General features: G+C 66.5%; 18 protein-coding genes. 11 read left to right on the forward strand and 7 right to left on the reverse strand.

The features are described 5' to 3' along the window. Window positions 1-91: 91 nt before the first annotated feature. The 4 genes from ARTSIC4J27_RS12470 to ARTSIC4J27_RS12485 all read right to left on the reverse strand — a co-directional run bounded on the left by ARTSIC4J27_RS12470 (window position 92) and on the right by ARTSIC4J27_RS12485 (window position 5,455). Window positions 92-1,399, reverse strand: a complete 1,308-nt coding sequence (locus ARTSIC4J27_RS12470) for an RNA polymerase sigma factor (RefSeq protein ID WP_050055487.1) — start codon at window positions 1,397-1,399, stop codon at window positions 92-94. 273 nt (window positions 1,400-1,672) lie between these two features. Then, a complete protein-coding gene (locus ARTSIC4J27_RS12475; RefSeq protein WP_050055488.1) occupies window positions 1,673-2,959 on the reverse strand; it encodes a DUF4192 domain-containing protein in 1,287 nt (428 codons plus the stop codon). Window positions 2,960-3,089: 130 nt separating this feature from the next. After that, window positions 3,090-4,436 carry an MFS transporter gene (locus ARTSIC4J27_RS12480; RefSeq protein WP_050055489.1) on the reverse strand — a complete coding sequence of 449 codons (1,347 nt, stop codon included), beginning with the start codon at window positions 4,434-4,436 and terminating at the stop codon, window positions 3,090-3,092. An 80-nt stretch (window positions 4,437-4,516) separates the two neighbouring features. Continuing rightward, the gene (locus tag ARTSIC4J27_RS12485; RefSeq protein WP_050055490.1) at window positions 4,517-5,455 is read right to left on the reverse strand and encodes a proteasome assembly chaperone family protein; all 939 of its coding nucleotides are present in this window, start codon (window positions 5,453-5,455) and stop codon (window positions 4,517-4,519) included. A gap of 259 nt (window positions 5,456-5,714) precedes the next feature. On the opposite strand from ARTSIC4J27_RS12485, the gene ARTSIC4J27_RS12490 reads away from it, so the two are divergent. The 5 genes from ARTSIC4J27_RS12490 to ARTSIC4J27_RS12510 all read left to right on the forward strand — a co-directional run bounded on the left by ARTSIC4J27_RS12490 (window position 5,715) and on the right by ARTSIC4J27_RS12510 (window position 11,836). After that, complete coding sequence (locus tag ARTSIC4J27_RS12490; RefSeq protein WP_050055491.1) at window positions 5,715-7,241, forward strand: leucyl aminopeptidase; 1,527 nt, start codon at window positions 5,715-5,717, stop codon at window positions 7,239-7,241. A 261-nt stretch (window positions 7,242-7,502) separates the two neighbouring features. Beyond that, window positions 7,503-8,885, forward strand: a complete 1,383-nt coding sequence (lpdA, locus tag ARTSIC4J27_RS12495; RefSeq protein ID WP_050055492.1) for a dihydrolipoyl dehydrogenase — start codon at window positions 7,503-7,505, stop codon at window positions 8,883-8,885. 116 nt (window positions 8,886-9,001) lie between these two features. After that, window positions 9,002-10,750, forward strand: a complete 1,749-nt coding sequence (sucB, locus tag ARTSIC4J27_RS12500; protein ID WP_050055493.1) for a 2-oxoglutarate dehydrogenase, E2 component, dihydrolipoamide succinyltransferase — start codon at window positions 9,002-9,004, stop codon at window positions 10,748-10,750. Between the two features lie 114 nt (window positions 10,751-10,864). Continuing rightward, window positions 10,865-11,215: a hypothetical protein gene (locus ARTSIC4J27_RS12505; RefSeq protein ID WP_050055494.1), complete on the forward strand. Its 351-nt coding sequence runs from the start codon at window positions 10,865-10,867 to the stop codon at window positions 11,213-11,215. Window positions 11,216-11,407: 192 nt separating this feature from the next. Then, window positions 11,408-11,836 carry an OsmC family protein gene (locus tag ARTSIC4J27_RS12510; protein ID WP_050055495.1) on the forward strand — a complete coding sequence of 143 codons (429 nt, stop codon included), beginning with the start codon at window positions 11,408-11,410 and terminating at the stop codon, window positions 11,834-11,836. A gap of 81 nt (window positions 11,837-11,917) precedes the next feature. Here ARTSIC4J27_RS12510 and ARTSIC4J27_RS12515 read toward each other — a convergent pair whose 3' ends face one another. Next, window positions 11,918-15,427, reverse strand: a complete 3,510-nt coding sequence (locus ARTSIC4J27_RS12515) for a S41 family peptidase (protein ID WP_050055496.1) — start codon at window positions 15,425-15,427, stop codon at window positions 11,918-11,920. A gap of 76 nt (window positions 15,428-15,503) precedes the next feature. Here ARTSIC4J27_RS12515 and ARTSIC4J27_RS12520 point away from each other — a divergent pair, with 76 nt between their 5' ends. Beyond that, window positions 15,504-16,397: a TIGR01777 family oxidoreductase gene (locus ARTSIC4J27_RS12520; RefSeq protein WP_050055497.1), complete on the forward strand. Its 894-nt coding sequence runs from the start codon at window positions 15,504-15,506 to the stop codon at window positions 16,395-16,397. Window positions 16,398-16,424: 27 nt separating this feature from the next. Here the strand turns inward: ARTSIC4J27_RS12520 and ARTSIC4J27_RS12525 are convergent, their stop codons facing one another. After that, entirely contained in the window at window positions 16,425-18,107 is a 1,683-nt protein-coding gene (locus ARTSIC4J27_RS12525; RefSeq protein ID WP_050055498.1) for a serine/threonine-protein kinase, read from the reverse strand. Between the two features lie 164 nt (window positions 18,108-18,271). Here ARTSIC4J27_RS12525 and lipB point away from each other — a divergent pair, with 164 nt between their 5' ends. The 4 genes from lipB to ARTSIC4J27_RS12545 all read left to right on the forward strand — a co-directional run bounded on the left by lipB (window position 18,272) and on the right by ARTSIC4J27_RS12545 (window position 21,317). Beyond that, the gene (gene lipB, locus ARTSIC4J27_RS12530) at window positions 18,272-18,940 is read left to right on the forward strand and encodes a lipoyl(octanoyl) transferase LipB (RefSeq protein WP_050055499.1); all 669 of its coding nucleotides are present in this window, start codon (window positions 18,272-18,274) and stop codon (window positions 18,938-18,940) included. Further along, window positions 18,937-19,956, forward strand: coding sequence for a lipoyl synthase (gene lipA / locus ARTSIC4J27_RS12535; RefSeq protein WP_050055500.1), 1,020 nt, complete (start codon window positions 18,937-18,939; stop codon window positions 19,954-19,956). The genes lipB and lipA overlap by 4 nt, the downstream gene beginning before the upstream one ends. Before the next feature lie 100 nt (window positions 19,957-20,056). After that, the gene (locus tag ARTSIC4J27_RS12540) at window positions 20,057-20,809 is read left to right on the forward strand and encodes a DUF4191 domain-containing protein (protein WP_050055501.1); all 753 of its coding nucleotides are present in this window, start codon (window positions 20,057-20,059) and stop codon (window positions 20,807-20,809) included. A 79-nt stretch (window positions 20,810-20,888) separates the two neighbouring features. After that, window positions 20,889-21,317 (forward strand): DUF3817 domain-containing protein, encoded by a 429-nt coding sequence (locus ARTSIC4J27_RS12545; RefSeq protein WP_327077649.1) that lies wholly within the window; start codon window positions 20,889-20,891, stop codon window positions 21,315-21,317. An 11-nt stretch (window positions 21,318-21,328) separates the two neighbouring features. Here ARTSIC4J27_RS12545 and ARTSIC4J27_RS12550 read toward each other — a convergent pair whose 3' ends face one another. Then, window positions 21,329-21,766: an RDD family protein gene (locus tag ARTSIC4J27_RS12550; RefSeq protein WP_050055502.1), complete on the reverse strand. Its 438-nt coding sequence runs from the start codon at window positions 21,764-21,766 to the stop codon at window positions 21,329-21,331. Window positions 21,767-22,045: 279 nt separating this feature from the next. Between ARTSIC4J27_RS12550 and glnA the strand changes: the two genes are divergently transcribed. After that, complete coding sequence (glnA, locus tag ARTSIC4J27_RS12555; RefSeq protein WP_050055503.1) at window positions 22,046-23,470, forward strand: type I glutamate--ammonia ligase; 1,425 nt, start codon at window positions 22,046-22,048, stop codon at window positions 23,468-23,470. Window positions 23,471-23,632: the final 162 nt, after the last annotated feature.

A 23,632-nucleotide genomic window follows, 5' to 3' on the forward strand; every position in this document is an offset into this window, starting at 1 on the left:
CGCACAGGTACTGAACAAAAGCGGCCCGCCGGCTGCTGCGCCCCGGAAGGGGCACGGCAGCCGGCGGGCCGCTTTTGCTTGCTTGCAGGTCCTAGTCCAGGTAGTCCCGCAGGACCTGCGACCGCGAGGGGTGGCGCAGCTTGGACATGGTCTTGGATTCGATCTGGCGGATCCGCTCACGCGTGACTCCGTAGACCTTGCCGATTTCGTCTAAAGTCTTCGGCTGTCCGTCGGTCAGGCCGAACCGCATGGCAACAACGCCGGCCTCGCGCTCAGACAACGTGTCCAGGACGGAGTGGAGCTGTTCCTGCAGGAGGGTGAAGCTCACGGCATCAGCGGGGACCACGGCCTCGGAATCCTCGATGAGGTCGCCGAACTCGGAATCGCCGTCCTCTCCCAGGGGCGTGTGCAGCGAAATGGGCTCGCGGCCGTACTTCTGGACTTCGACCACCTTTTCGGGTGTCATGTCCAGTTCGAGGGCGAGCTCTTCGGGCGTGGGTTCGCGGCCGAGGTCCTGCAGCATCTGGCGCTGGACACGGGCCAGCTTGTTGATGACTTCCACCATGTGCACGGGAATACGGATGGTGCGTGCCTGGTCTGCCATGGCGCGGGTGATCGCCTGGCGGATCCACCATGTGGCGTACGTGGAGAACTTGAAGCCCTTGGTGTAGTCGAACTTCTCCACAGCGCGGATGAGGCCCAGGTTGCCTTCCTGGATCAGGTCCAGGAACAGCATGCCGCGGCCGGTGTAGCGCTTGGCCAGCGAAACCACCAGGCGCAGGTTGGCCTCGAGGAGGTGGTTCTTGGCGCGCTTGCCGTCGTGGATGATGAACTCAAGTTCACGCTTGTACTTCGGGTCCATGGAGCCGTCGTCTGCGTTGATCTTCTCTTCGGCAAACAGCCCGGCTTCGATCCGGAGGGCAAGGTCCACTTCCTGCTCGGCGTTGAGCAGTGCGACCTTACCAATCTGCTTCAGGTAGTCCTTGACGGGGTCGGCGGTGGCGCCGGCTGACATGACCTGCTGGACAGGTGCGTCGTCGTCATCGGCATCGGAGTAGACGAAGCCCTTGCCTGATCCGGCAGCACCCTTCACGGGATCAGCTTCGGCATCCTCTTCAACAGCGTCTGCGCCTTCGAGGATGATGTCGTCGAGGTCTTCCTCGACTTCTTCTACCTCATCATCGGCGTCAGACTTGCCGGCAGCCTCGGCGGCGGCCTTCGCGCCGGGCTTGGGGCCGCGCTTTTTGGGCTCACGCTTGCCGTCCGCACCAGCTTCACCGGCAGAAGCCTTGTTGGCTGCCCGAGTGGCGGCCCGCTTGGCGGTTGTCGCAGCCTGCTTCTGCTCAGCGGACAGTTCGTCCTGGGCGGCGGGGTCCTTCTTCGTGGAAGACGGGGTCACAGAAAACCTTTCTAGCGGTGGTCTGTGGAATCACCATACGGGCAACACCACTATGACCCTGTCAAGTCCGTGGTGAAAACCAAGCGCCACCACGGCCGGCAGAGTCTATAAATACAACTGCCGGAGCGGCTGTAATGTTCCCCGAAAGGACCAGTTACAGGCACTTGATACACGGACCCAACCGGGTCTCGGCAACCATTGTCTCACGTTTCCCCGAATAGGACCTCCCCGTGGTCCCGCTGCCCTCGCCTCCAGGTCCAGGATCGTTGACCGTCAGGCGGCGTCCGGACCGAATTTCTGCCAGGCGGCGTCCTTCCGCGCCGCCCACCCGCACAGGGTTCCCCTGCGCACCAGCTCAAGCAACAGCTCGGCCAGCCGGTATCCGGGCTCAATCTCGAGGGCTCCGCCGAGGTGGGCGGCAGCGTAGGATCCGCGCCCCCGGCACCACGCGATCCATCCCCGCAACGTCAGCGCTGCCGCCGCGGATGCCCCGCCCGGGATGGCGAGCTGCTCCAGCACGAGGTCGAGGGAGTCCATGGTCCGCCACTGCGGGACCGGCGGGGCGTGGCCCATCAGGACATCCCCGTAACTCGCAGTGCCGGCGAGGTCCCCGGGTACCGGAATGCCGCGACCGTGGGCGTCATGCATGTACCCGGCCTGCAGGGCGAAGGATGGCGGTCCCGGAGCCTGCGGCCCGGAAGTGGTTGTTCCCCCGCCTGCTTCTTCCGCCGCAGGCTCCAGCGGCCCCGGTTCCTCCCCCTCACTGAAGATCCCGAACTCTTCGGCCCCCGCCAGCGCCGCCGGCCTGCCGGCCGCCGCCATCACCAGGACCGCATCGCGCCAGGCAGGCACAAGCAGCGTGGTCCGCAGGAACGCATCGCGTTGCACCGATAGCGGCCTCGCGTCCTCAGGCCGGCGCAGCATCGATTCCCACTGGCGCAAGACCGCCTCGAACTGGGACCGGCTCTTCCGGCGGGGGTCCAGCTGGGCCCACCACACCGCCTCGGCTGCCAAAATCCCCGCCACGTAGGGGCCCGGTACCGGACCGGCCGCGGGCCGCTCTTCGGGCGGCGGCCCTACACTGCTTCCGCGGAACACCATCTCGGTGCTGAGCAGGCTGTCGCGGATCTGCTCCAGCGGCCGTCCGGGCAAGGGGCAGCAGGACGGGTCCGAACACCGCACGTCCCGCCAGTAGCGGTCCCCCACGTACCAGGCATCCTTAACCGGCATGCCGGCCTGGGCCAAGGCTGCCTCAAGGCCAAAGATCAGGCCTTCATAACACCCCGGCCCGGACAACCAGCCGTTGTTGGTGAACAGGGCCAGCAGCGTGCCGTTGGCCTGCCCGTCGGCCGCCAGGTATCCGCAGACTGTCGCGGCGAATGCTGCCGGATCAGCCAGGACGCCGGGTCCCGGGAGGTCCAGGCGAAGTGTTGCCCCCAGCCTCCTGCCCTGCAGCGTCATGGCCACAATGCTGTTGGCGGGCCAGTATCCCAGCGAATGCGGAATGAAGCCCAGGATGTCTTCCGGGCCGCGGACTGTGAGGCGCTCTGGAGATGTCATGGCTCCAGCATTCGCCGGCGGCTGGACCGCGTCAGCGGGGAAACTGGCCTAAGTGCAAAAGCCGGGGCTGTGCAGGATAAGTCGGCCGTCACTGCCGGGCCAAGTGCCCGGGAACCCGGGCTGTGCAGGACTAGTCATCCGAAGCCGCCGCCCTGCTGCGCCGGGCCAGGTTTTCCCTGCGCTGGCGGGCCAGGGCGCTGCGAAGCGGCGGCACCACAACACCTTGGGCCGCCATTTGCCGGCGCACCTTCCGCCGGCAAACCAGCATGGCCACGGCGCCGAAACCGAGCAGCACGAACTGGACGCTCAGGGCGATCCGGAACGGTTCCAGCCCGTACAGCGCGCCGTTCGAGAACCCGCTGGCGTAGAGCAGGTCCAGCACCAGGCCGATGAGGAAGATGGCGACCAATGCGGCGATGAATCCGCCCACGTTCACAATCCCCGTCGCCGTGCCGATCCGGTGCGCCGGGTTGAAGGTCCGTGCAAAGTCGAAACCGATCATGGAGCCTGGGCCGCCGATGGCGAGCACCACCACCAGGCCGGCCAGGAGCCACAGCGGGGAACGCCCGGGCGTCAGCAGCACAGCAGCCCAGGCCCCGGCAGTAGCGGCGGCAATCAGGAGGACCATGGTGGAGCGCCGCAGCGGATGGCGGGAGACGAAGCGTCCAATGAAAGGGCCCACGGCCATGGCGGCCGCCACATACAAGGCCATCAGGGCGGCGACAGTTCCGGCGTCCAGGCCCTGCCCGGAAATCAGGAACGGGTACCCCCAGGTCATGGCGAAGACGGTACCGCTGAACTGGATGGTGAAGTGGCTCCAGAGGCCAAGCCGTGTTCCGGGCTGGCGCCAGGCGCGGGCCAGCGAGGCACCGGTGGCCTTCAGGCCCTGCTGCGCCTGCGGCCGCGGGGTGCCGGGCGGCACGTCCTGCAGGAGCAGCACCACCAGCACCACGGCAAGTCCGGACATCCCGGCCAGCATCAGGAACGCGGAAGTCCAGCCGGCCGCGTGGAGGACGAACGCGAACGGGAGGACGCTGAACAGCTGCCCCAGCTGCCCGGACATGCCGGTCAGCTGGGTCACCAGCGGCACCCGCGCCGGGGCGAACCACAGCGGGATCAGCCTGATCACCGAAATGAAGGTCATGGCGTCCCCGGCACCCACCAGGACGCGGCCTGCTACGCCGCCGGGGATGCTGTCGGCAAACGCCAGCTGGAGCTGGCCCAGGCCCATCAGCACGGCACCGCCGGCGATCATGGCACGGGATCCAAAGCGGTCAACCAGCAGCCCCACCGGGATCTGGAGTCCGGCATACACAAGCAGCTGGAGGACTGTGAAGAACGAGATTGCGGAGGCACTCGCGTGGAAGCGTTCCGTGGCCTCCAGCCCCACCACCCCGAAGGAAGTGCGCTGGGAAACGGCCACCAGGTACCCGAAGATTCCAATGGTCCAGATCAGCCAGGCTCGGGGTGCAGTCACGTCTTCATTATGCCCGGACTGCCCGGCAGGCCCGGGGAGCAGCGCGTTCCGATGCCGGGCCGGGGGCTTCAATCTGCCGTCTACGGGCGGGGATTTTCGCGGGCGAGATAGGCCTCTACAGCGGCACCGAGGACATCAGCATTGGGCAGTTCGTCATTTTCGTCCGCCAGGAGCGAGCGGCGGACCGTGCCTTCGGCCTTCTCGTCGTACCGCGACTCGAGCCGGGACACCACCTGCTGGACTTCCTCGGAGGCGTCGATCTGCTCGGCGATCTGGCGGCTGACCTCGCGGCCGGCTTCGCGGAGCCGGTCCGAGGGCAGCATCAGCGAGGTGGCGGCGCCCAGGTACTCCAGGCCTGCGACGGCGGCTGTAGGGTATTCCGCCTCGGCCAGGTAGTGCGGCACGTGGATGACGTAACCGGCCACGTTGCGGCCTGCCTCCACGAGGCGCAGTTCGAGGATGTGCCCCACTGCCGCGGGCACTTCCACGGTGGGCTTCCACACCGAAATGCCCTCGATCAGGTCCGGCCGGTTGCCATGGACTGTGACGCCTACCGGGCGGGTGTGGGGAACTGGCATCGGGATCGAGTGGATCCAGGTGACCAGGTTGACGTCGAGTTTCTCCACGATTCCCACCACTGCGCGGGCGAAGCGTTCCCACTGCAGGTCCGGTTCAAAGCCCGCGAGCAACAGGAAGGGATTGCCCAGGCCGTCCACCAGCCGGTAGAGGGCGAGGCGGGGCTCCTGGTAGTCCTGCAGATGGTCTTCGACGAACGTCAGGTGCGGCCTGCGGGAGCGGTAATCGATCAGCTGGTCGGCGTCGAAGACGGCAACGGGCTGCGCGTCGAGCGTGTCCAGCAGTTCAGCATTGATCTGCTTCACCACCTGCCCGGCGTCGGCGAAACCGGTGAAACCCATCACCAGGTTCAGCCCTTTGAGCTCCGGGCTGTGGAACAGCTCGATGTTGCTTGCATAGAGCGCGTCAGGGTCCAGCAGGGAGCCGGAGATCCGTTCAAGCACGGCATGTTCCTTTCATAGGTGCGGGTGGACATCCTCTACAACGCCGCCGGGCAGCCGCACATTCCTGCGGCTGGTGTGGCGCACCTCTCAGGAAATACACCGCCACGGGCGGGGACGGGCTACGATCGGAACTGGCCTGCCAGACGGGCTTGCAGACACCCGGGCTGCGTCCCGAACGACGGCAATCCGGGCATCCATGGCAGAGCGCCGAACATGCATCCCTGCCCGAACATCTCTCGAGAATTGAGGACTGATCCCTGTGGTCAAGAATACTGAAATCAACCTTAGTACCCTCGCCAGGGACCTGAAGAAGAGCCCCAGTGACGCAGTGGTCATCGGTGTGGGGAAGGGCACCGACGGCCCGGTCCTCCTGGACAACCCGCTGACGGCCAAGAGCGCGGAGGCGCTGGCGGAATCCCTCAAGTCCCTGGGCGTGACGGGGGCCGCGGACCAGATCGTCCGACTTCCCGGCCTTCCGGAAACGGGCGCCGGAATCCTCGTCCTCGCCGGCACGGGCAGCGTGTCGGCAGGGAAGCCGCTCACCGGAGAAGCGCTGCGCCGGGCGGCAGGTTCCGCTGTCCGCCAGCTTGCCGGCCTCCCCACCGTTGTGCTGGCGCTTCCGACGGCGTCCGTCGCCGACGTCGCGGCAGTCGCCGAAGGTGCTGCGCTGGGCGCCTATTCCTTCACAGAGTTCCGGTCCTCGAAGGACGGGTTGAAGGATCCGGTCAAGAACGCCGTTATCTTCACCGAACTGGCCGGCAAGGACGGCGTGGACGCCGCACTGAAGCGAGCCGGGCTGATCGGCAAGGCAGTCAACGCCACCCGCTCGCTGGTCAACCAGCCGCCCAGCCACCTCTACCCCGAAACCTTCGCCGAGGCCGCGAAGGAGCTGGCCAAGGGCCTGCCGGTCAAAGTCACCGTCTGGGACGAGAAGCGGCTGGAAAAGGAAGGCTTTGGCGGCATCATGGGTGTCGGCAAGGGCTCTGCCCGCCAGCCCCGCCTGGTCAAAGTGGAATACTCCCCCGCCAAGGCAACTTCCAAGATCGCCCTCGTCGGCAAGGGCATCACGTTCGACACCGGCGGTATCTCCATCAAGCCGGCCCTCGGCATGGGTGACATGAAGAGCGACATGGCCGGCGCCGCCGTCGTCCTTAACACTGTCCTGGCCCTCGCGGGACTTGGCCTGCCGGTCAAGGCGACCGCCTGGCTCTGCATCGCAGAGAACATGCCCTCAGGCGCGGCTTCCCGCCCGGCGGACGTCCTCACCATGTTCGGCGGCAAGACCGTGGAGGTCCTGAACACCGACGCCGAAGGCCGACTGGTCATGGCCGACGGCATCGTGGCCGCCAGCCGCGAATACCCGGACGCCATCATCGACGTCGCCACGCTCACCGGCGCGCAGCTGATCGCCCTGGGCAACCGCACCGCCGGAGTGATGGGCTCGGACAGCGTCACGGGCGCGCTCAAGGCCGCGGCGGACCGCGCAGGGGAACTCGTCTGGCCCATGCCGCTGCCCGAGGAACTGCGCCCCAGCCTCGATTCGCAGGTTGCGGACCTGGCCAACATCGGCGAACGCCACGGCGGCATGATGACGGCGGCCGTTTTCCTCCGCGAATTCGTGGGTAAGGGCAAGGACGGGGAGCAGATCCCCTGGGCCCACATCGACATCGCCGGGCCCTCCTTTAACAACGGAAGCCCCTACGGCTACACCCACAAGCAGGGAACGGGCTGCACCGTCCGCACCCTGGTGGCCTATGTAGAGGACATCCTGGCAGCAGCTGCCTGACCCAAGGGCCGCCGCTGCCCGGCAGCCACGCGCCCTGCGGCAGGGGAATGCCCCCTTTGCCGCAGGGCCGCGTGACACTCGACACAAGCGCTCCACAAACGCGGCGCCAAGGTGGAGCATGGATAAGTGGTTCGCTAAGGTGAACCACGGTAGTCACAAATGCAAGAGAACAGGCACGCTGACATAATCACGGCAGTGCAAGTTCCAAGACCAGATGATGCGCGGAAGAACGCGTCATCGTTCACGCGAGGGAGCGTTTAAGTGGCCGATCAGGCAACTGCGCAAGAATTCGACATCCTGGTACTCGGTGGAGGCAGCGGTGGATACGCCGCCGCCCTGCGGGCCGTACAGCTTGGCCTGACCGTCGGCCTCGTGGAGAAGGCAAAGCTGGGCGGCACCTGCCTCCACAACGGCTGCATCCCCACCAAGGCGCTGCTGCACTCTGCAGAGCTCGCCGACCACGCCCGTGACTCCGCCAAGTACGGCGTGAACGTCACCCTCGACAGCATCGACATCACCGCTGTCAACGCGTACAAGGACGGCATCATCGCCGGCAAGTACAAGGGCCTCCAGGGCCTCATCAAATCCAAGGGCATCACCGTCATCGAAGGTGAGGGCAAGCTCCAGGGCACCGACACCGTCGTGGTGAACGGCACCGCCTACAAGGGCAAGAACATCGTCCTGGCTACCGGCTCGTACTCCCGCACCCTTCCGGGACTGGAAATCGGCGGCAAGGTCATCACCTCGGACCAGGCCCTGACCATGGACTACATCCCCAAGAGCGCCATCATCCTGGGCGGCGGCGTGATCGGCGTCGAGTTCGCTTCCGTCTGGAAGTCCTTCGGCGTGGACGTCACCATCGTGGAGGGCCTGCCCTCCCTCGTGCCCAACGAGGACGCCACCATCGTCAAAAACTTCGAGCGCGCCTTCAAGAAGCGCGGCATCAAGTTCTCCACCGGCATCTTCTTCCAGGGCGTCGAGCAGAACAACGACGGCGTCAAGGTCACCCTGGTGGACGGCAAGACCTTCGAAGCTGACCTGCTCCTCGTGGCCGTCGGCCGTGGCCCCGTCACCGCCAACCTCGGTTACGAAGAAGCCGGCATCACCATCGACCGCGGCTTCGTCATCACGAACGAGCGCCTGCACACCGGCGTCGGCAACATCTACGCCGTGGGCGACATCGTCCCCGGCGTCCAGCTGGCTCACCGCGGCTACCAGCAGGGCATCTTTGTGGCCGAGGAAATCGCCGGCCTCAAGCCGGTGATCGTCGAGGACATCAACATCCCGAAGGTCACCTACTCCGAGCCCGAAATCGCCACCGTGGGTTACACCGAAAAGGCCGCCAAGGAGAAGTTCGGCGACGACCAGGTCCAGACCCAGGAATACAACCTCGCCGGCAACGGCAAGAGCTCCATCCTGGGCACCTCCGGGCTGGTCAAGCTGGTCCGCCAGAAGGACGGCCCCGTGGTGGGCGTCCACATGATCGGCGCCCGCATGGGCGAACAGGTGGGCGAGGCCCAGCTGATCGTGAACTGGGAAGCATACCCCGAGGATGTGGCGCAGCTGGTGCACGCCCACCCCACCCAGAACGAGTCCCTGGGCGAAGCCCACCTGGCACTCGCGGGCAAGCCCCTTCACGGCTAGTCTCCCCCAAGCACCAAAGGGCCTGGTGCACCCGGCAGACAATGCCGGGTGCACTAGGCTGGCCAACAAGGCAGCAATCATCCGCACAAAAGATCAATAAGGAGAACGGGGACGACATGTCTGAATCCGTTAACTTGCCCGCCCTCGGTGAGAGCGTCACCGAAGGAACCGTCACCCGCTGGCTCAAGCAGGTAGGTGACCGGGTAGAGGTGGACGAGCCGCTGCTCGAAGTCTCCACCGACAAAGTAGACACTGAAATCCCCTCTCCTGTAGCTGGCGTGATTGAGGAAATCCTGGTTGCCGAGGACGAGACCGCCGAGGTTGGCGCTCCCCTGGTCCGCATCGGCGACGGCTCCGGCGGCGGCGCTGCCGCACCGGCCGAGGAAGCTCCCGCACAGGAAGCACCCGCTGCCGCACCTGCCGAAGAAGCCCCGGCACAGGAGGCACCCGCACAGTCTGCCCCTGCCCAGGAAGCACCGGCTGCCCCGGCTGCCGGCGGCGGCGAAGGCCACGAGGTCACCCTCCCGGCCCTGGGTGAAAGCGTCACCGAAGGCACCGTCACCCGCTGGCTGAAGGCCGTGGGCGATTCCGTTGAGGTTGACGAGCCCCTGCTGGAAGTTTCCACCGACAAGGTGGACACCGAAATCCCGTCCCCCGTTGCCGGCACCCTGCAGGAAATCCGCGTCAACGAAGACGAAACCGCAGAGGTTGGTTCCGTCCTGGCCGTCATCGGCTCCGGTGCAGCTGCTGCCCCCGCAGAAGCCCCCGCCCCCGCCCCGGCACAGGAAGCACCGGCCCAGGAAGCCCCCAAGGCTGAAGCGCCCAAGGCCGAAGCACCCGCACCCGCCCCGCAGGCCGCGCCCGCCCCTGCAGCAGCGCCTGCTCCGGCAGCCGCCCCCGCGGCAGCCGAGGCAGCACCCTCCAACGGCGGATCCGAGTCCGGCTACGTCACTCCCCTGGTCCGCAAGCTGGCCAACCAGCACGGCGTGGACATCGCCTCGCTCTCCGGCACCGGCGTGGGCGGACGCATCCGCAAGCAGGACGTCATCGCCGCCGCCGAAGCCAAGGCCGCACCGGCTGCAGCCCCGGCAGCTGCACCGGCCGCCTCTGCCCCGGCAGCGTCCAACGCCGCTGTTTCCTCGCTGCGGGGCACTACGCAGAAGGCACCGCGCATCCGCCAGGTCATCGCCCGCCGCATGCGCGAATCCCTCGAGATCTCCACGCAACTGACGCAGGTCCACGAGGTGGACATGACCAAGGTGGCCAAGCTCCGTGCCCGCGCCAAGAACTCGTTCCAGGCACAGAACGGCGTCAAGCTGACCTTCCTGCCGTTCATCGCCAAGGCTGTTGCCGAGGCCCTCAAGCAGCACCCCAAGCTCAACGCTGCTTACGACGAGGACAAGCAGGAAATCACCTACCACAACGCCGAGCACCTGGCCATCGCCGTGGACACAGACAAGGGCCTGCTGGTTCCCGTTATTTCCGATGCCGGCAACCTGAACCTTGCCGGCCTGGCCAGCAAGATCGCCGATGTCGCCGGCCGCACCCGCGACGGCAAGATCGGCCCGGACGAGCTGTCCGGCGGTACCTTCAGCATCACCAATATCGGTTCGGTCGGGGCCCTGTTCGACACCCCGATCATCAACCAGCCGCAGGTGGGAATCCTGGGCACCGGCGCCATCGTCAAGCGCGCCGTGGTTGTCGCCGACGAGAACGGTGACGACTCGATCGCCATCCGCTCCATGATGTACCTGTCACTGACGTACGATCACCGCCTGGTGGACGGCGCGGACGCCGGCCGGTTCCTCCAGACCCTGAAGGCCCGCCTTGAAGAAGGTGCCTTCGAAGCGGATCTGGGGCTGTAACAGGCAAAACCGCACGACGGCGGTGCAGGCAGCGGTGGGAAACCAGCGCAACGCCTGCACCGCCGTCGGCGTTTAGCTACTACAAGCTGTAGAACCTCTGGCTACACTGGTCCCATGAACATCGTCTATAACATTGTGGTTTTCCTGCACATCGTCGGCGCCGCCATGATCGTGGGCATCTGGATCGGCCAGATGAAAAACCCCACCGTCCACCCCCGCCAGTTCGATGGCGCCATGCTCCAGCTCCTCACCGGTGTTGCCCTGATGGGCCTGATCCCGGCCCTGGACATCGACGCCAACTACGCCAAGCTGGGCATCAAATTCGTCATCGCCCTCGCCGTTGGCGTGCTGGCCTTCATTGGCCGCCGGAAGTACAAGAACAACGAGCCCGTCAGCAAGGGCCTGGCACACGCTGTGGGCGGCCTGGCGCTGCTTAACGTGGCGATCGCCACCATCTGGCAGTAACGCGCTTCATCGGCACCGGTACGACGGCGGCACCTCCTTTCGAGGGAGGTGCCGCCGTCGGTGTTTTAACGCCATGGTCACAATCCTCTGACAGCGGACAACCCGTGCGCCCGGGGTGCCGAATCCCTAGGATGGGTAGCGGCGGGGTCCTGGCAGCAGCCTGCCCCGGTAAGGATCAATCTGAGGAGTGACATGGCAGCAACACGTTCAGCAAACGCAGTATGGAACGGCAACCTGACGGAGGGTTCGGGCACAACCAGCCTGGCCACCTCAGGCCTGGGCACCTTCGACGTGACGTGGAAGGCCAGGACGGAAGCGGCCAACGGCAAAACGAGCCCGGAAGAGCTCATCGCTGCAGCCCACGCGGCCTGCTTCTCCATGGCTTTCAGCAACGAACTTGCCAAGGCCGGCCACACTCCGGAGGAAGTCCGCACCACAGCAGATGTGACTTTCGTGCCGGGCACGGGCATCACCGGCAGCCACCTGACCATGTCAGCCCGGGTCCCCGGCATCTCCGAGGACGAGTTCCAGAAGATCGCAGCGGACGCCAAGGTGGGCTGCCCCGTCTCCGGTGCACTGGCCAGCATCGACATCACGCTGGACGCCACGCTGGAGGCCTAGGCCCTCCCCCAGGCTGAAAAAAGGCCCTGCCCCGCCGGAAGATTTTCCGGCCGGGCAGGGCCTTTTAGTTGCGCTCTGGAGCTACGGCTGCCGGCTCCCCTGCCGGCGGGCCGGCAGCGGAGCGGGGCGCAGCCGGCGGTAGCCCTCACGGGCCGGCGGGCGGTCCGTGGGAAGTTCCTGCACCATTTCCTTCAGCGCACCGATGCCGTATTCGAGCTGCGGATCCCGGCCGGCGGCGTAGGCGTGCGGCGGATATGCCACTTCGATGTCCGGGTCCACGCCGTAGTTCTCAACGTCCCAGCCCACGCCGCCGCTGAACCAGTTGGCGTACCGCGGCTGTGTGACCCCGGTGCCGTCGGCAAGGGAGAACCTGTTGTCAATACCCACAACTCCGCCCCAGGTGCGGGTTCCGATCACGGGTCCGATGCCGCGGAGCTTGGACACCTGGGTGATGATGTCGCCGTCGGAGCCGGCAAATTCGTCGGCGAGGATGATGACCGGGCCGCGCGGGGCGTGGTGCGGGTAGGTGCGGGGCTTTTCGCCGCGCGGCATGCTCCAGCCGGTAACTTTACGGCCGATCAGTTCGGCGACCAGTTGGGAGGTGTGGCCGCCGCGGTTGCGCCGCACGTCCACAATGAGTCCGTCCAGGGCCGTTTCGGTGTCCAGGTCCCGGTGGAGCTGGGCCCAGCCGTTGGCCATCATGTCAGGGATGTGCAGGTACCCGAAGGTTCCGCCGGACGCCTCACGCACGGTCCGCCGGTTCGACGCCACCCACTCCTGGTACCGCAGGCGCTCCTCGTCCTTCACGGGGACGACGGCGACCCGACGCTGCCTGCCCGCCCGCTCGCCGTGGGCGGCGCCGTTGAGCAGTGTCAGCTCCACGGCACGCCCTGCGGCGCCCACCAGCTGCATGGCCGGGGTGACTGAGCGGGACAGCGGAACACCGTCGATGGCCAGCAGGATGTCGCCTGCCTTGGCTCCCACACCCGGCCGGGTCAGCGGAGACGTAGCGAGGGGGTCCGAGGATTCACCGGCGAGGATGCGGGTAATTTCCCAGCCCGCAGGGGTGAGCGAAAGGTCCGCCCCCAGGCGTCCCTGCCCGTGGCTGCCGTTTTCGGTGACGGCGGCCGGGCGGACGTAGGCGTGCGAGGTTCCCAGTTCGCCGTGCAGCTCCCAGAGGAGGTCCACCAGGTCGTCGTGCGAGCCGAGGCGGTCCACCAGGGGACGGTAGCGCTTGTGGATGGACTCCCAGTCCTGCCCGGCCATGTCTTCTGCCCAGAAGAAGTCGCGCTGCAGCCGCCAGGCCTCATCGAAAGCCTGGCCCCAGACGCTGAGCGGTTCCATCATGACCCTGATCCGGCCGAGGTCCACCTTGACGAGGTCGCCCGAATCCTCGTCCACCTTTTTGTCGGCCGGGACAACAGTGACCTTCTTCTCGGAGATCAGCACCACTTTGCTGCGGTCGCCGGAGAGCCGGAAACTGTCCAGCGACTCCACCAGGGTGGTCTGCTTGCGCCGGACAAGGTCGAAACGCGAGAGGCTGGGGCGCGCGTCCTTGTCCTCCTGGCTGGCTTTGCCGTCACCGGTGACCCCGGCGAGGGCCCAGTCGAGCCACAGCAGAGCGCCGTCGGCAGCCTTCAGGGACGTGTAGTTGCCCTGCGGCACCGGGACGCCGATGACGCGGTGGGCCAGGCCCTCGGCATCCACGATGACCTCCGGAGCGGCCGCATCGTCCTGCTTCGGTTCCGTGTCTGCCCCGGCGGCCTCACCGGCGTCGGGATCCACTGAAGGGCCAAAGGGCGATGGCGTGTCTGCAGCCAGTGCCACAAGGTAGGGCTTGATGGGGCTGGGGAAGGAGAGGTCGAAGGAGTGCCCGTCGTAGACGGGGTCGAAGCTGCGGTTGGACAGGAAGGCCAGGAACTTCCCGTCGGGGGTGAACGCAGGAGACGCGTCCCGGAACCGGCCGTCCGTGACGTCCACCGGGTTGGCCTCCGGATCCGCCACCTTTGCCAGGCGGAGCCGGCTGCGCGAACCGAAGGAGGTGACCGGCTCGGACCATACCAGCCACCGGGAGTCCGCGGACCAGGCCAGGTCCGAAACGGTGCCTTCGCCGATGCTGGCCAGCAGTGTCAGTTCCCCGGTCCGTGTGTCGGCCGCATACACCTCGCCGAAGGACGTTCCCAGTGCAAGCCAGTTGCCGTCCGGGCTGGCCTCCAGCGAACTGGTCCGGGTGGGGTGCGGAAACCCAATGCGCAGTGGTTCTGCCTGCGCGGGTGCCGCGGCCTTCGCGTCGCCAGGAGAAGGCGCTTCCTCCGGGGCGACGTCAGCCTGCTGGTCATCCCTGACAGCGGGCGTCGTTGCCCCGGCGGCCAGGACTGCAGTGCCGGCAGCCGGGACCGGCTGCGGCAAGGGCACGCTCTTCTCGTCACGGCCGGGTGCCGGAGCGGCTGCCACGTCCGGACGTCCGGCGGGTGTGGCTGCTGCGGCGCCGGTGCCGGAGACGGGCGCAGCGACGTCCTTGATGAACAGCGCTTCGACGCCGTCGTGATCGGCGATGTAGGCCACCCGTCCGTCGTTCAGCGGCCTGGGCAGGCGCGCCCGCACCCCGGGGGTTGCTTCGATGACGCGCGATGGGCCGTCTTTGTGCCGGAGCCAGGAGATGGTGCCGTGGGCTTCCACCGCGCTGGCCGAGCCGGCAGCGTCCGGGACTGCCTCGCCTAGGTGCTTGGCTGTATTAAGCAGGGCCGGGCGCCTCGACTGCGAAGCCGACCCCAGGGTGATGTCCAGCCGCACGGCGTCGGCCCCGAGCCCGGAAAGCATCCACAGCTCACCCGCGGACTCGAAGACGATCCGCTTTCCGTCCGTGCTGGCGTGGCGGACATAGAAGTCCTCGTGATCTGTGTGGCGCTGCAGGTCTTTTCCGTTGGGCAGCACGGAATAGAGGTTGCCGTACCCCTCGTGGTCTGACAGGAACGCAATGCGCCCGTCCACCCACATGGGATCGGCGAGGTTGCCGTCCAGGTCCGGCATCAGGCGCTCAAACTCACCATTGCCGTCGTTGTCTATCCAGAGCTTTCCTGCAGTGCCTCCGCGGTACCGCTTCCACCAGGCGGGCTCGCGGGACAGCACGCTGCCCACCACCACGGGCCGCTCATCGCCCACCTCGGGGCCGAAGGCCACCGACTCCACCGGTCCGAACGGCAGCTCTTCGGCCCAGCCGCCGTCGAGCGGGACGCTGTAGGCGTGCGTGTGCCTGCTTTCGGCTTGCCGGAACGCACTGGTGACCACCACTGAGCCGCCGGCCGTGAAGCCTTTGACCTTGGTTGTGCTGTGGCCGAAGTACGTCAGCTGCCGGTAATCCCCGCCGTCCACTGCCGCCGACACCACCTCCGGCGCCGTTCCCTGCACCACCGTCCACACCAGCCGCTGGCCGTCGGGCGTGAAGCGGGGGTTGCGGGCAGGCAGCTGGAGCGAGGAGACACGCCATGCGCGTCCGCCGTCCAGGGGCGCAATCCACACGTCGTCCTCGGCCACGAAGGTGACCAGATCGCCGTGCAGGTGCGGGTAACGGAAGTAGCTGGAAGAGGTCATCGTTCGATCATAGTCAACCCCCACCCGGCGCTGTTGTAGGTGCCGGGACCGCAGCCGCCGTGGTGTGATGGACCCCATGCGCATAGTCATCGCCGGAGCCTCCGGGCTGATCGGAACCCACATGTCCGCAACCTTCCGCGCTGCCGGGCACGAGGTGATTTCCCTGGTGCGGCGCGATGCCTCGTCTGCGGCGGAAGTCCGCTGGAACCCGGCCGCCGGGGAACTGGACCCGAACACACTGGCCGGAGCCGACGCCGTCGTAAATCTCTCCGGCGCCGGTATCGGGGACAGGCCGTGGACACAAAAAAGGGTGGCGGAGCTCTTCAGCTCCCGGCTTGGTCCCACCCGGACCCTTACCAATGCCATGCGGCGGCTGGATTCCCCTCCGCCCGTGTTCATCAGCCAGTCCGGTACCGGTTACTACGGTGATGCGGGAAACACGGTCCTTCGCGAAGATGCGCCGCAGGGGACCGGAACACTCGCCCGGATCTGCGGTGAGTGGGAGGCCGCTGCTGCCGCCGCCCCAACCGGTGTACGGGTGGTGATTCCGCGCACCGCGGTGGTGCACAGCCGTAAGGGGGGTGCCCTGGGCAGGCTGCTCCCCCTGATCCGTCTCGGCGTAGGCGGCCCGCTGGGGAACGGCCGCCAGTACTGGCCCTGGGTCACCCTGCCGGATGTCTCCGCCGCTTTCCTCTTCCTGCTGGAATCGGAGGTGAGCGGACCGGTCAACCTGTGCGCCCCCGAGGACGCCGACGTCAACTCGCTCGTGGCTGCCCTGGCCCATGCCCTCCACCGTCCCGCCGCCCTGCGGGTTCCCGCCCCGGTACTCCGGTTGGCGATGCGGAACCTGGCCGAGGAGCTGCTGCTCGCCAGCCAGCGGACGGAGCCCGCCCGGCTTTTGGCTGCCGGATTCACCTGGCAGCATCCGACACTCGCGGACGCGGCGCAGTGGGTGGCCGGCAAGGACTAGCGGCTCCCGGCCCCGCCTGCGGACACGTCAAGGGCCGGGAAGGATTTCGCTGACCCGCCACTTGCCGTCAACTGCCACCAGCACCACGCGGAGCCGCTGCTCCGCGCCCGCGGCCCCGGTTGCCACTACGGCACCCCGGGCGTCCTTCTCCTCGTAGGCGGACGCGGCGGATGTCACGGCCACCACTGCGCGTGCGGCTGTTCCCGCCTCCTCCGCCTGCACCTGGGACAACGTGCTGGAGAACCCGGCAAGGGTGTGGCCGGAGGCACGCAGCCGCCCGCCGATTTGCAGGTCTGCTGCGGCGGCGCCGGAACCCGGCTGGTTCACTTCATCCAGCAGTTCCAGCCTTCCTGTACTGAACGCCAGGGACCTCAGCGCTGACAGGCCCCGGACGGCCACCGCGGGATCAGGTGATGCTGCCTCCCGCCGCGCCGCGTCGATGGGGTCCGCCAACAGCGCCGCAACTGGAGACGTTTCCGGGCCGGCTGCTGCGGTTCCCGCACTTTCGCTGGCGGGAGGGGAACCAGGTCCTGCTGCTGTGACCCCGGCGCCCGTGAGCCACCAGCCGCCCGCCAGTGCCGCGAGGGCCGCAGCGGTAACTCCAACCCGCCGCATTTGCGGGCTGCGTTCTGCGTCAGAGTGCCGGCCCTTCCGCTGGTCCCGCGCGGCCCGGCCCTTCCGCTGGTCTTCGGGGGCCGGGCCGGGCGCAGGCAGGGCAACGTTCGGCGCCGGGAACGGCAGCTTCCGCGGGGCGCCGCCCCGTCCTGCCCATGCTGACGTCGTCACGCGCCTGCGCAGCCCGTCGAACCTTTCGCGCAGTCCGCCGGGCGGCTCCGGCGCGTGCAGGCGGGTCACCAGTTCGGGAAGGACCGTGGGATGGACTGCGGGCGCGAGGTCAAGGGGCAGCGGCGATGCGCTGCGGTACACCGCAGTCCCGAGGGCTGCTGCTGTGGGCCGGAGCCGCCGGTCTTCGGTAAGCCCGGCCTCCAGGGCCGCGGCGAGTTCCTTGGGGACCTCCGGAACCAGGAGCGTCAGCGGCGGACGGTCCGCCGTGCGTTGCGGAGGCGTCCCCGTGAGGCAGAACCAGCCCAGGGCGGCAGCCGAATAGACATCGCGTTCGGGTTGCAGCCCCGCCCTCACGGCGTCCACGGGTGCCGGGTCGATAAAACCGGGTGTGCCCCGGCCAGGAGCGGAAGCAGGATCGCCGAGCATCCGGGCGATACCGACGTCGGACAGCATGGGCTTCCCCTGGCTGGTGAACAGGACGTTGCCCGGTGAAACGTCGGCGTGCGTAAACCCCTTGCTGTGCAGGTATCCGAGCGCCTGGGCGATGGGCGTCAAGACTGTCACCGTCTCACCGACGCTGAGCCTGCCCCTTGCCGCCACCAGGTCCGCGAGTGAACCTGCCGGCGCGTAGTCCATGATCAGGGCGGTGGTGCCGTCAGCGCCGTCTTCCACAGTCACGGCGCTGTGGGCTTTGATGAGGTGGGGATGGTCCAGGACGGACAGGATGCGGATCTCCCGGCGGATGCCCTCTTCCGTCAGCGCTTCCCCGCGTGCTGCCCTGCGTGCAGCCCGGCGGAAGCACTTCAGCGCAAACTCGCGGCCGCTCCGTTCCTCCCTGGCCAGCCAGACTGCTGAGCTTCCGCCCTGGCCGAGCAACCGGCCCACGGAATAGCCGGGGACCCTGGGGCGCTGCGATTCTTCCATAACCTATGTCTAGCCGAATCCGGAACGGCGTGCAGAAGTTATCCACAGGCTGGCCTTGGCCTGCGGCAACGGCTGTTTGGGCTGCTGGGGGGCTGGCTCACGGGACAGGGTGAGCTTCAGCACTAAACCGGGCGCGGAGCCGCCCAAGGTCTAAGCTGGTTCCCATGACTCTTGAGTTTTCACAGCTGGGTCTTGCTCCGGACTTTGTGGACTACACCCGCGGTTGGGCCATTCAGAGCGAACTCCATGACAACGTCGTTGCCGGAACGGCCCCAAGCACGGTCCTTCTCCTGGAACACGCCCCGGTCTACACGGCCGGCAAACGGACCGAGGACCATGAGCGGCCCTTCGACGGAACCCCTGTGGTCCCGGTGGACCGTGGCGGCAAACTCACCTGGCACGGCCCGGGCCAGCTGGTGGGTTACCCCATCATCAAGCTGAAGAACCGCGCCGGCATCCGCGATTATGTGGAGCGCCTCGAGTCCGTGATTATCACCGTGCTCGCCGACTACGGCATCCAGGCAGTCCGAATCAAAGGCCGCGCCGGCGTCTGGATCACGGCGGACGAAAAAGGCCCGGACAGGAAGATCGCAGCCATCGGCATCCGGGTCCACGAGGGCGTCACCATGCACGGCTTCGCCATCAACTGCAACAACGATCTCACCCCCTATTCGCAGATCATCGCCTGCGGCATCACCGATGCCGGCGTGACAACCATCGCCCAGGAAACCGGTTATGACGTTGCCCCGGCAGACCTCGTTTCCCGGATCATCGAAGAACTGCGCAAGAATGAAGACGCCCTGGTCGCTACCCCCGAAGGAGCTCTACTGTGACATTGGCACCTGAAGGCCGGAAGCTTTTGCGCGTTGAACAGCGCAACTCTGCTGTTCCGGTGGAGCGCAAGCCGGAGTGGATCAAGGCCAAGGTCCAGATGGGCCCGGAGTTCGTCGGGCTGAAGAACCTGGTGAAAAAAGAGGGCCTGCACACGGTGTGTGAGGAGGCCGGCTGCCCGAACATTTTTGAGTGCTGGGAGGACAAGGAAGCCACGTTCCTGATCGGCGGGTCCGAGTGCACGCGGCGGTGTGATTTCTGCCAGATCGATACCGGCAAGCCCTCCCCGGTGGACATGTTCGAGCCCACCAAGGTGGCGCGGTCGGTGCAGGCCATGCAGCTGCGCTACGCCACCGTCACCGGTGTGGCCCGCGACGACCTGGCGGACGAGGGTGTGTGGCTGTACGCCGAGACGGTCCGGAAGATCCATGAGCTGAACCCGGGCACCGGGGTGGAGCTGCTGATCCCGGACTTCTCCGGCAAACCCGAGCACATCGCCGCGATCTGTGACTCCAAGCCAGAGGTGTTCGCGCACAACGTGGAGACGGTGCCGCGGATTTTCAAGCGGATCCGGCCGGCGTTCCGGTACGAGCGGTCCCTGGATGTGATCACGCAGGGCCGGAACCTGGGCATGGTGACCAAGTCCAACCTGATCCTGGGCATGGGCGAAACCCGGGAAGAGATCTCCGAGGCGCTGCGGGACCTGCACGAGGCCGGGTGTGACCTGATCACCATCACCCAGTACCTGCGCCCGAGTGAGCGGCACCTGCCGGTGGACCGGTGGGTCAAACCGCAGGAGTTCGTGGACCTGCAGGACGAGGCCACCGAGCTGGGCTTCCTCGGCGTCATGTCCGGCCCGCTGGTGCGTTCCTCGTACCGGGCCGGCCGGCTCTGGGCCACCGCCATGCGGAAGAAAGGCCGGGACATCCCCGCCGAACTCGCCCACATCGCAGAAGGCATCCAGGACTCCGGAACCACCCGCCAGGAAGCCAGCTCACTGCTCGCCGCGCATTCCTGAGGCCAACTATCCCGGTCACCAAAGACAACACCGCGAAGGGCCGGCACCGGAGAACTCCGGTGCCGGCCCTTCGGCTTTGGTCACGTAGAATTGAGGCACTATGGCGAAATCCCCTGATTCCAGCAACCCCACTCCTGCGGGCTCAAGCGCAGTGAAACGCGGCCTCTTCTCCCGCAAGCCGAAAGAAGCGAAGGTTAAGAAGCCCAGCCGGCTCAAGCAGATCGGCGAGGTCTTCAACATGACCCGCCGCCATGACCCCATGGTCCCGTGGCTGATGCTGCTGGTCTTCCTGGGTGTTGTGGCTCTCAGCTTCCTGGTGGGCTTCTGGCTGGACAACTGGATTACGGGCCTGATCATCGGCATTCCGCTGGGGCTGCTGGGCGCCACCCTTATCCTCTCGCGCCGCGCGGAGCGCGCCGCCTTCGCGCAGATCGAAAACCAGCCCGGCGCCTCGGGCGCTGCCCTCGGGACGCTGCGCCGCGGCTGGATCACTGAGGAACAGCCTGTGGCGGTTAACCCGCGTACGCAGGACGCCGTGTTCCGCGCCATCGGCCGTCCCGGCGTCGTACTTGTCAGCGAAGGGCCCTCCCACCGCGTGAAGCCGCTGCTGGACGCGGAACGCAAGCGCCTTGCCCGCATCCTGCCCAACGTCACCGTCCACGTGATTGAGAGCGGACGCGGCGAGGGCCAGGTGCCCATCAGCCAGGTGGCAAAGAAGATGGGCAAGCTGAAGAAGGAACTGACCAAGCTTGAGGTCAATGCCGTCTCCAAGCGCATCGCGTCGCTCGGCAACAAACTCCCCATTCCCAAGGGCATTGACCCCTACAAGGCCCGCCCCAACCGCGGACGCTAGGCCAAACGCCCCGGTATCCGGCTACCCGCCGGTACCGGGGCTTTTTAGTGCACCAACACCGCCAGGAGGACAACAGAGCGTGAACCACAACAAGATGACACAGGACCAGACGGACGTCCGGGTGAACGGGGACCGGGAAACCCGGGGCAACGCCGTCACGCCCGCCACCACCCTGGCGCTGCGCGCCTTCAGGATCTTCGCCATCGCGGAAGCGTTCAGCTGGGCCGCGCTCCTGATCGGGATGTACTTCAAATGGATCGCCGGCACCACGGAAATCGGCGTGCAGGTGGCCGGCCCCATCCACGGAGCCCTGTTTGTTGGCTACGGGATCACTGCGCTGGTGCTTTGGCGGCTCCAGCGCTGGCCGTTTGTGGTGGCGCTGTTCGCGGGCATATCAGCCGTATTCCCCTTTGCCACGCTCTGGTTCGAGCGCTGGGCCGGCAAGCGCGGACACCTTTCCGCCGGTGCGTCCAAGGCAGCGGCCGGCAGGGAAACCAGCCGGGTCTGAGGCCCGGGATCCTACCGGCGCAGCAGCAGCGTGTTCATCGCCTTGTCGTGGAGGCCGCGATGATCGGGGTCGAAAATGACTGCAGGGATGACCAGGCACAGCAGCAGCGACCTCACCAGCGCAGCGAGCGGTCCCGGCGCTCCGCCCCCGGCCCGGACCACGTGGATGCCCATGGCACGATGCCCGATACTGTAGCCGAGCGTGCCTACCAGGAGGATCTGCTCGATGGCGAAAACCGCGAGGTTTGCCCAGGCGTCGCCCCCGAAAGCGAAGTTGCTGATCAGCAGGGCGATGCCCCAGTCAATCAGGATCGCAACGATCCGGCGGCCTGCCCGGGCGATGGAACCGGGCCCGGACTCAGGCAGCCCCAGCCGCTCACCCGGATATTTGGATATGCCGGAGGTGTCGGGGCCGGTGAGCCAGGAGCCAAGGTCTTTGCGATCTACCACCGTCCAAGTTTACCCGCGTTCACTCCGCCCACAGTGTGGAAGCAGTTAGACCACAGTGTGGACGGCAGATAGCGTTGCCATATCAGGGCATTCTGTAACCTGCCCGAAACAATACGGACACGGACGGGAAATGCCCCATCCATAGGCTGTTAGCAGTTTCAAGCGAATCCCCCGGCAGGGTGCACATCAGCAGGGAAACCTCGTGGTCTCCCTGCCTTTGGATTGCGTTGGATCCGATGGCTTTCACGCCAGATATTTACATATGCGTTAGGAGCATAGATGTTCAAGACTGCGGACGAAGTCCTCAAGTTCATCAAGGACGAAGATATTAAGTTCGTCGATATCCGCTTCACCGATCTCCCGGGTGTCCAGCAGCACTTTAACGTCCCGGCCAAGAGCGTTGACGCCGACTTCTTCATCAACGGCCAGCTCTTCGACGGATCCTCCATCCGCGGCTTCCAGGGCATCGCCGAGTCCGACATGCAGCTGATCCCGGACGTCACCACCGCGTTCCTGGACACCTTCCGCATGGAAAAGACCCTCGCGCTGAACTTCTCCATCGTCAACCCCCGCACGGGCGACCCGTACCACCGCGACCCCCGCGGCGTGGCTGAGAAGGCCGAGGCCTACCTGGCATCCACCGGTATCGCAGACACCGCATTCTTCGCTCCCGAAGCTGAGTTCTTCGTGTTCGACAACGTCCAGTACCAGTCCTCACCGCAGGGCAGCTTCTACAAGATCGATTCCGAGGAAGCACACTGGAACACCGGCCGCGAGGAAGAGGGCGGAAACCTCGGCTACAAGACCCCCGTCAAGGGCGGTTACTTCCCGGTCTCCCCCACCGACAAGCAGGCCGACCTGCGCGACGCCATGTGCGTTGCCCTGGACGAAGCCGGCCTTGAGGTTGAGCGCAGCCACCACGAAGTTGGTTCTGCCGGCCAGGCCGAAATCAACTACAAGTTCACCACCCTGACGCACGCTGCCGATGACCTGCAGAAGTTCAAGTACGTCATCAAGAACACCGCAGACGCCTGGGGCAAGTCCGTGACCTTCATGCCCAAGCCGGTCTTCGGTGACAACGGCTCCGGCATGCACTGCCACCAGTCGCTGTGGAACGGCGGCGAGCCGCTGTTCTACGACGAGAAGGGCTACGCCGGCCTGTCCGACACCGCCCGCTGGTACATCGGCGGCCTGCTCAAGCACGCCTCCGCCGTCCTGGCCTTCACCAACCCGACGGTGAACTCCTACCGCCGCCTGGTCAAGGGCTTCGAAGCCCCGGTCAACATGGTCTACTCGCAGGGTAACCGCTCCGCCGGTATCCGTATCCCCATCACGGGCACCAACCCCAAGGCCAAGCGCATCGAGTTCCGCGCACCGGACCCCTCCTCCAACCCGTACCTTGCATTCGCTGCCCAGCTGATGGCCGGCATCGACGGCATCCGCAACCGCATCGAGCCGCCGGCACCGATCGACAAGGACCTCTACGAGCTTCCCGCAGAAGAAGCCAAGGACATCCCCAAGGCTCCGGGCACGCTTGAGGAAGCCCTGGAAGCCCTGGCCGAGGACAACGAGTTCCTGCAGGCCGGCGGCGTCTTCACCCAGGACCTGATCGACACCTGGATCGAGTACAAGTACGAAAACGAGATCCGCCCGCTGTCGCTGCGCCCGAACCCCTACGAGTTCGAGCTCTACTACGGCGTCTAGTCTCCACGATCCACGAGACGCCAAAGGCGGCCACCGGAACACTTCCGGTGGCCGCCTTTTTGGTGCCCTGCTCTAATCCTCGCTTGAAGGTGGGAATCCGGCTCCAGACGTGCTGAGACCGGGAGCCGGATCCCCTGGCGAGTGTCCCCCGAGACGAAGACT

The organism is Pseudarthrobacter siccitolerans (assembly GCF_001046895.1).
In the GTDB taxonomy this organism is placed as follows: domain Bacteria; phylum Actinomycetota; class Actinomycetes; order Actinomycetales; family Micrococcaceae; genus Arthrobacter; species Arthrobacter siccitolerans.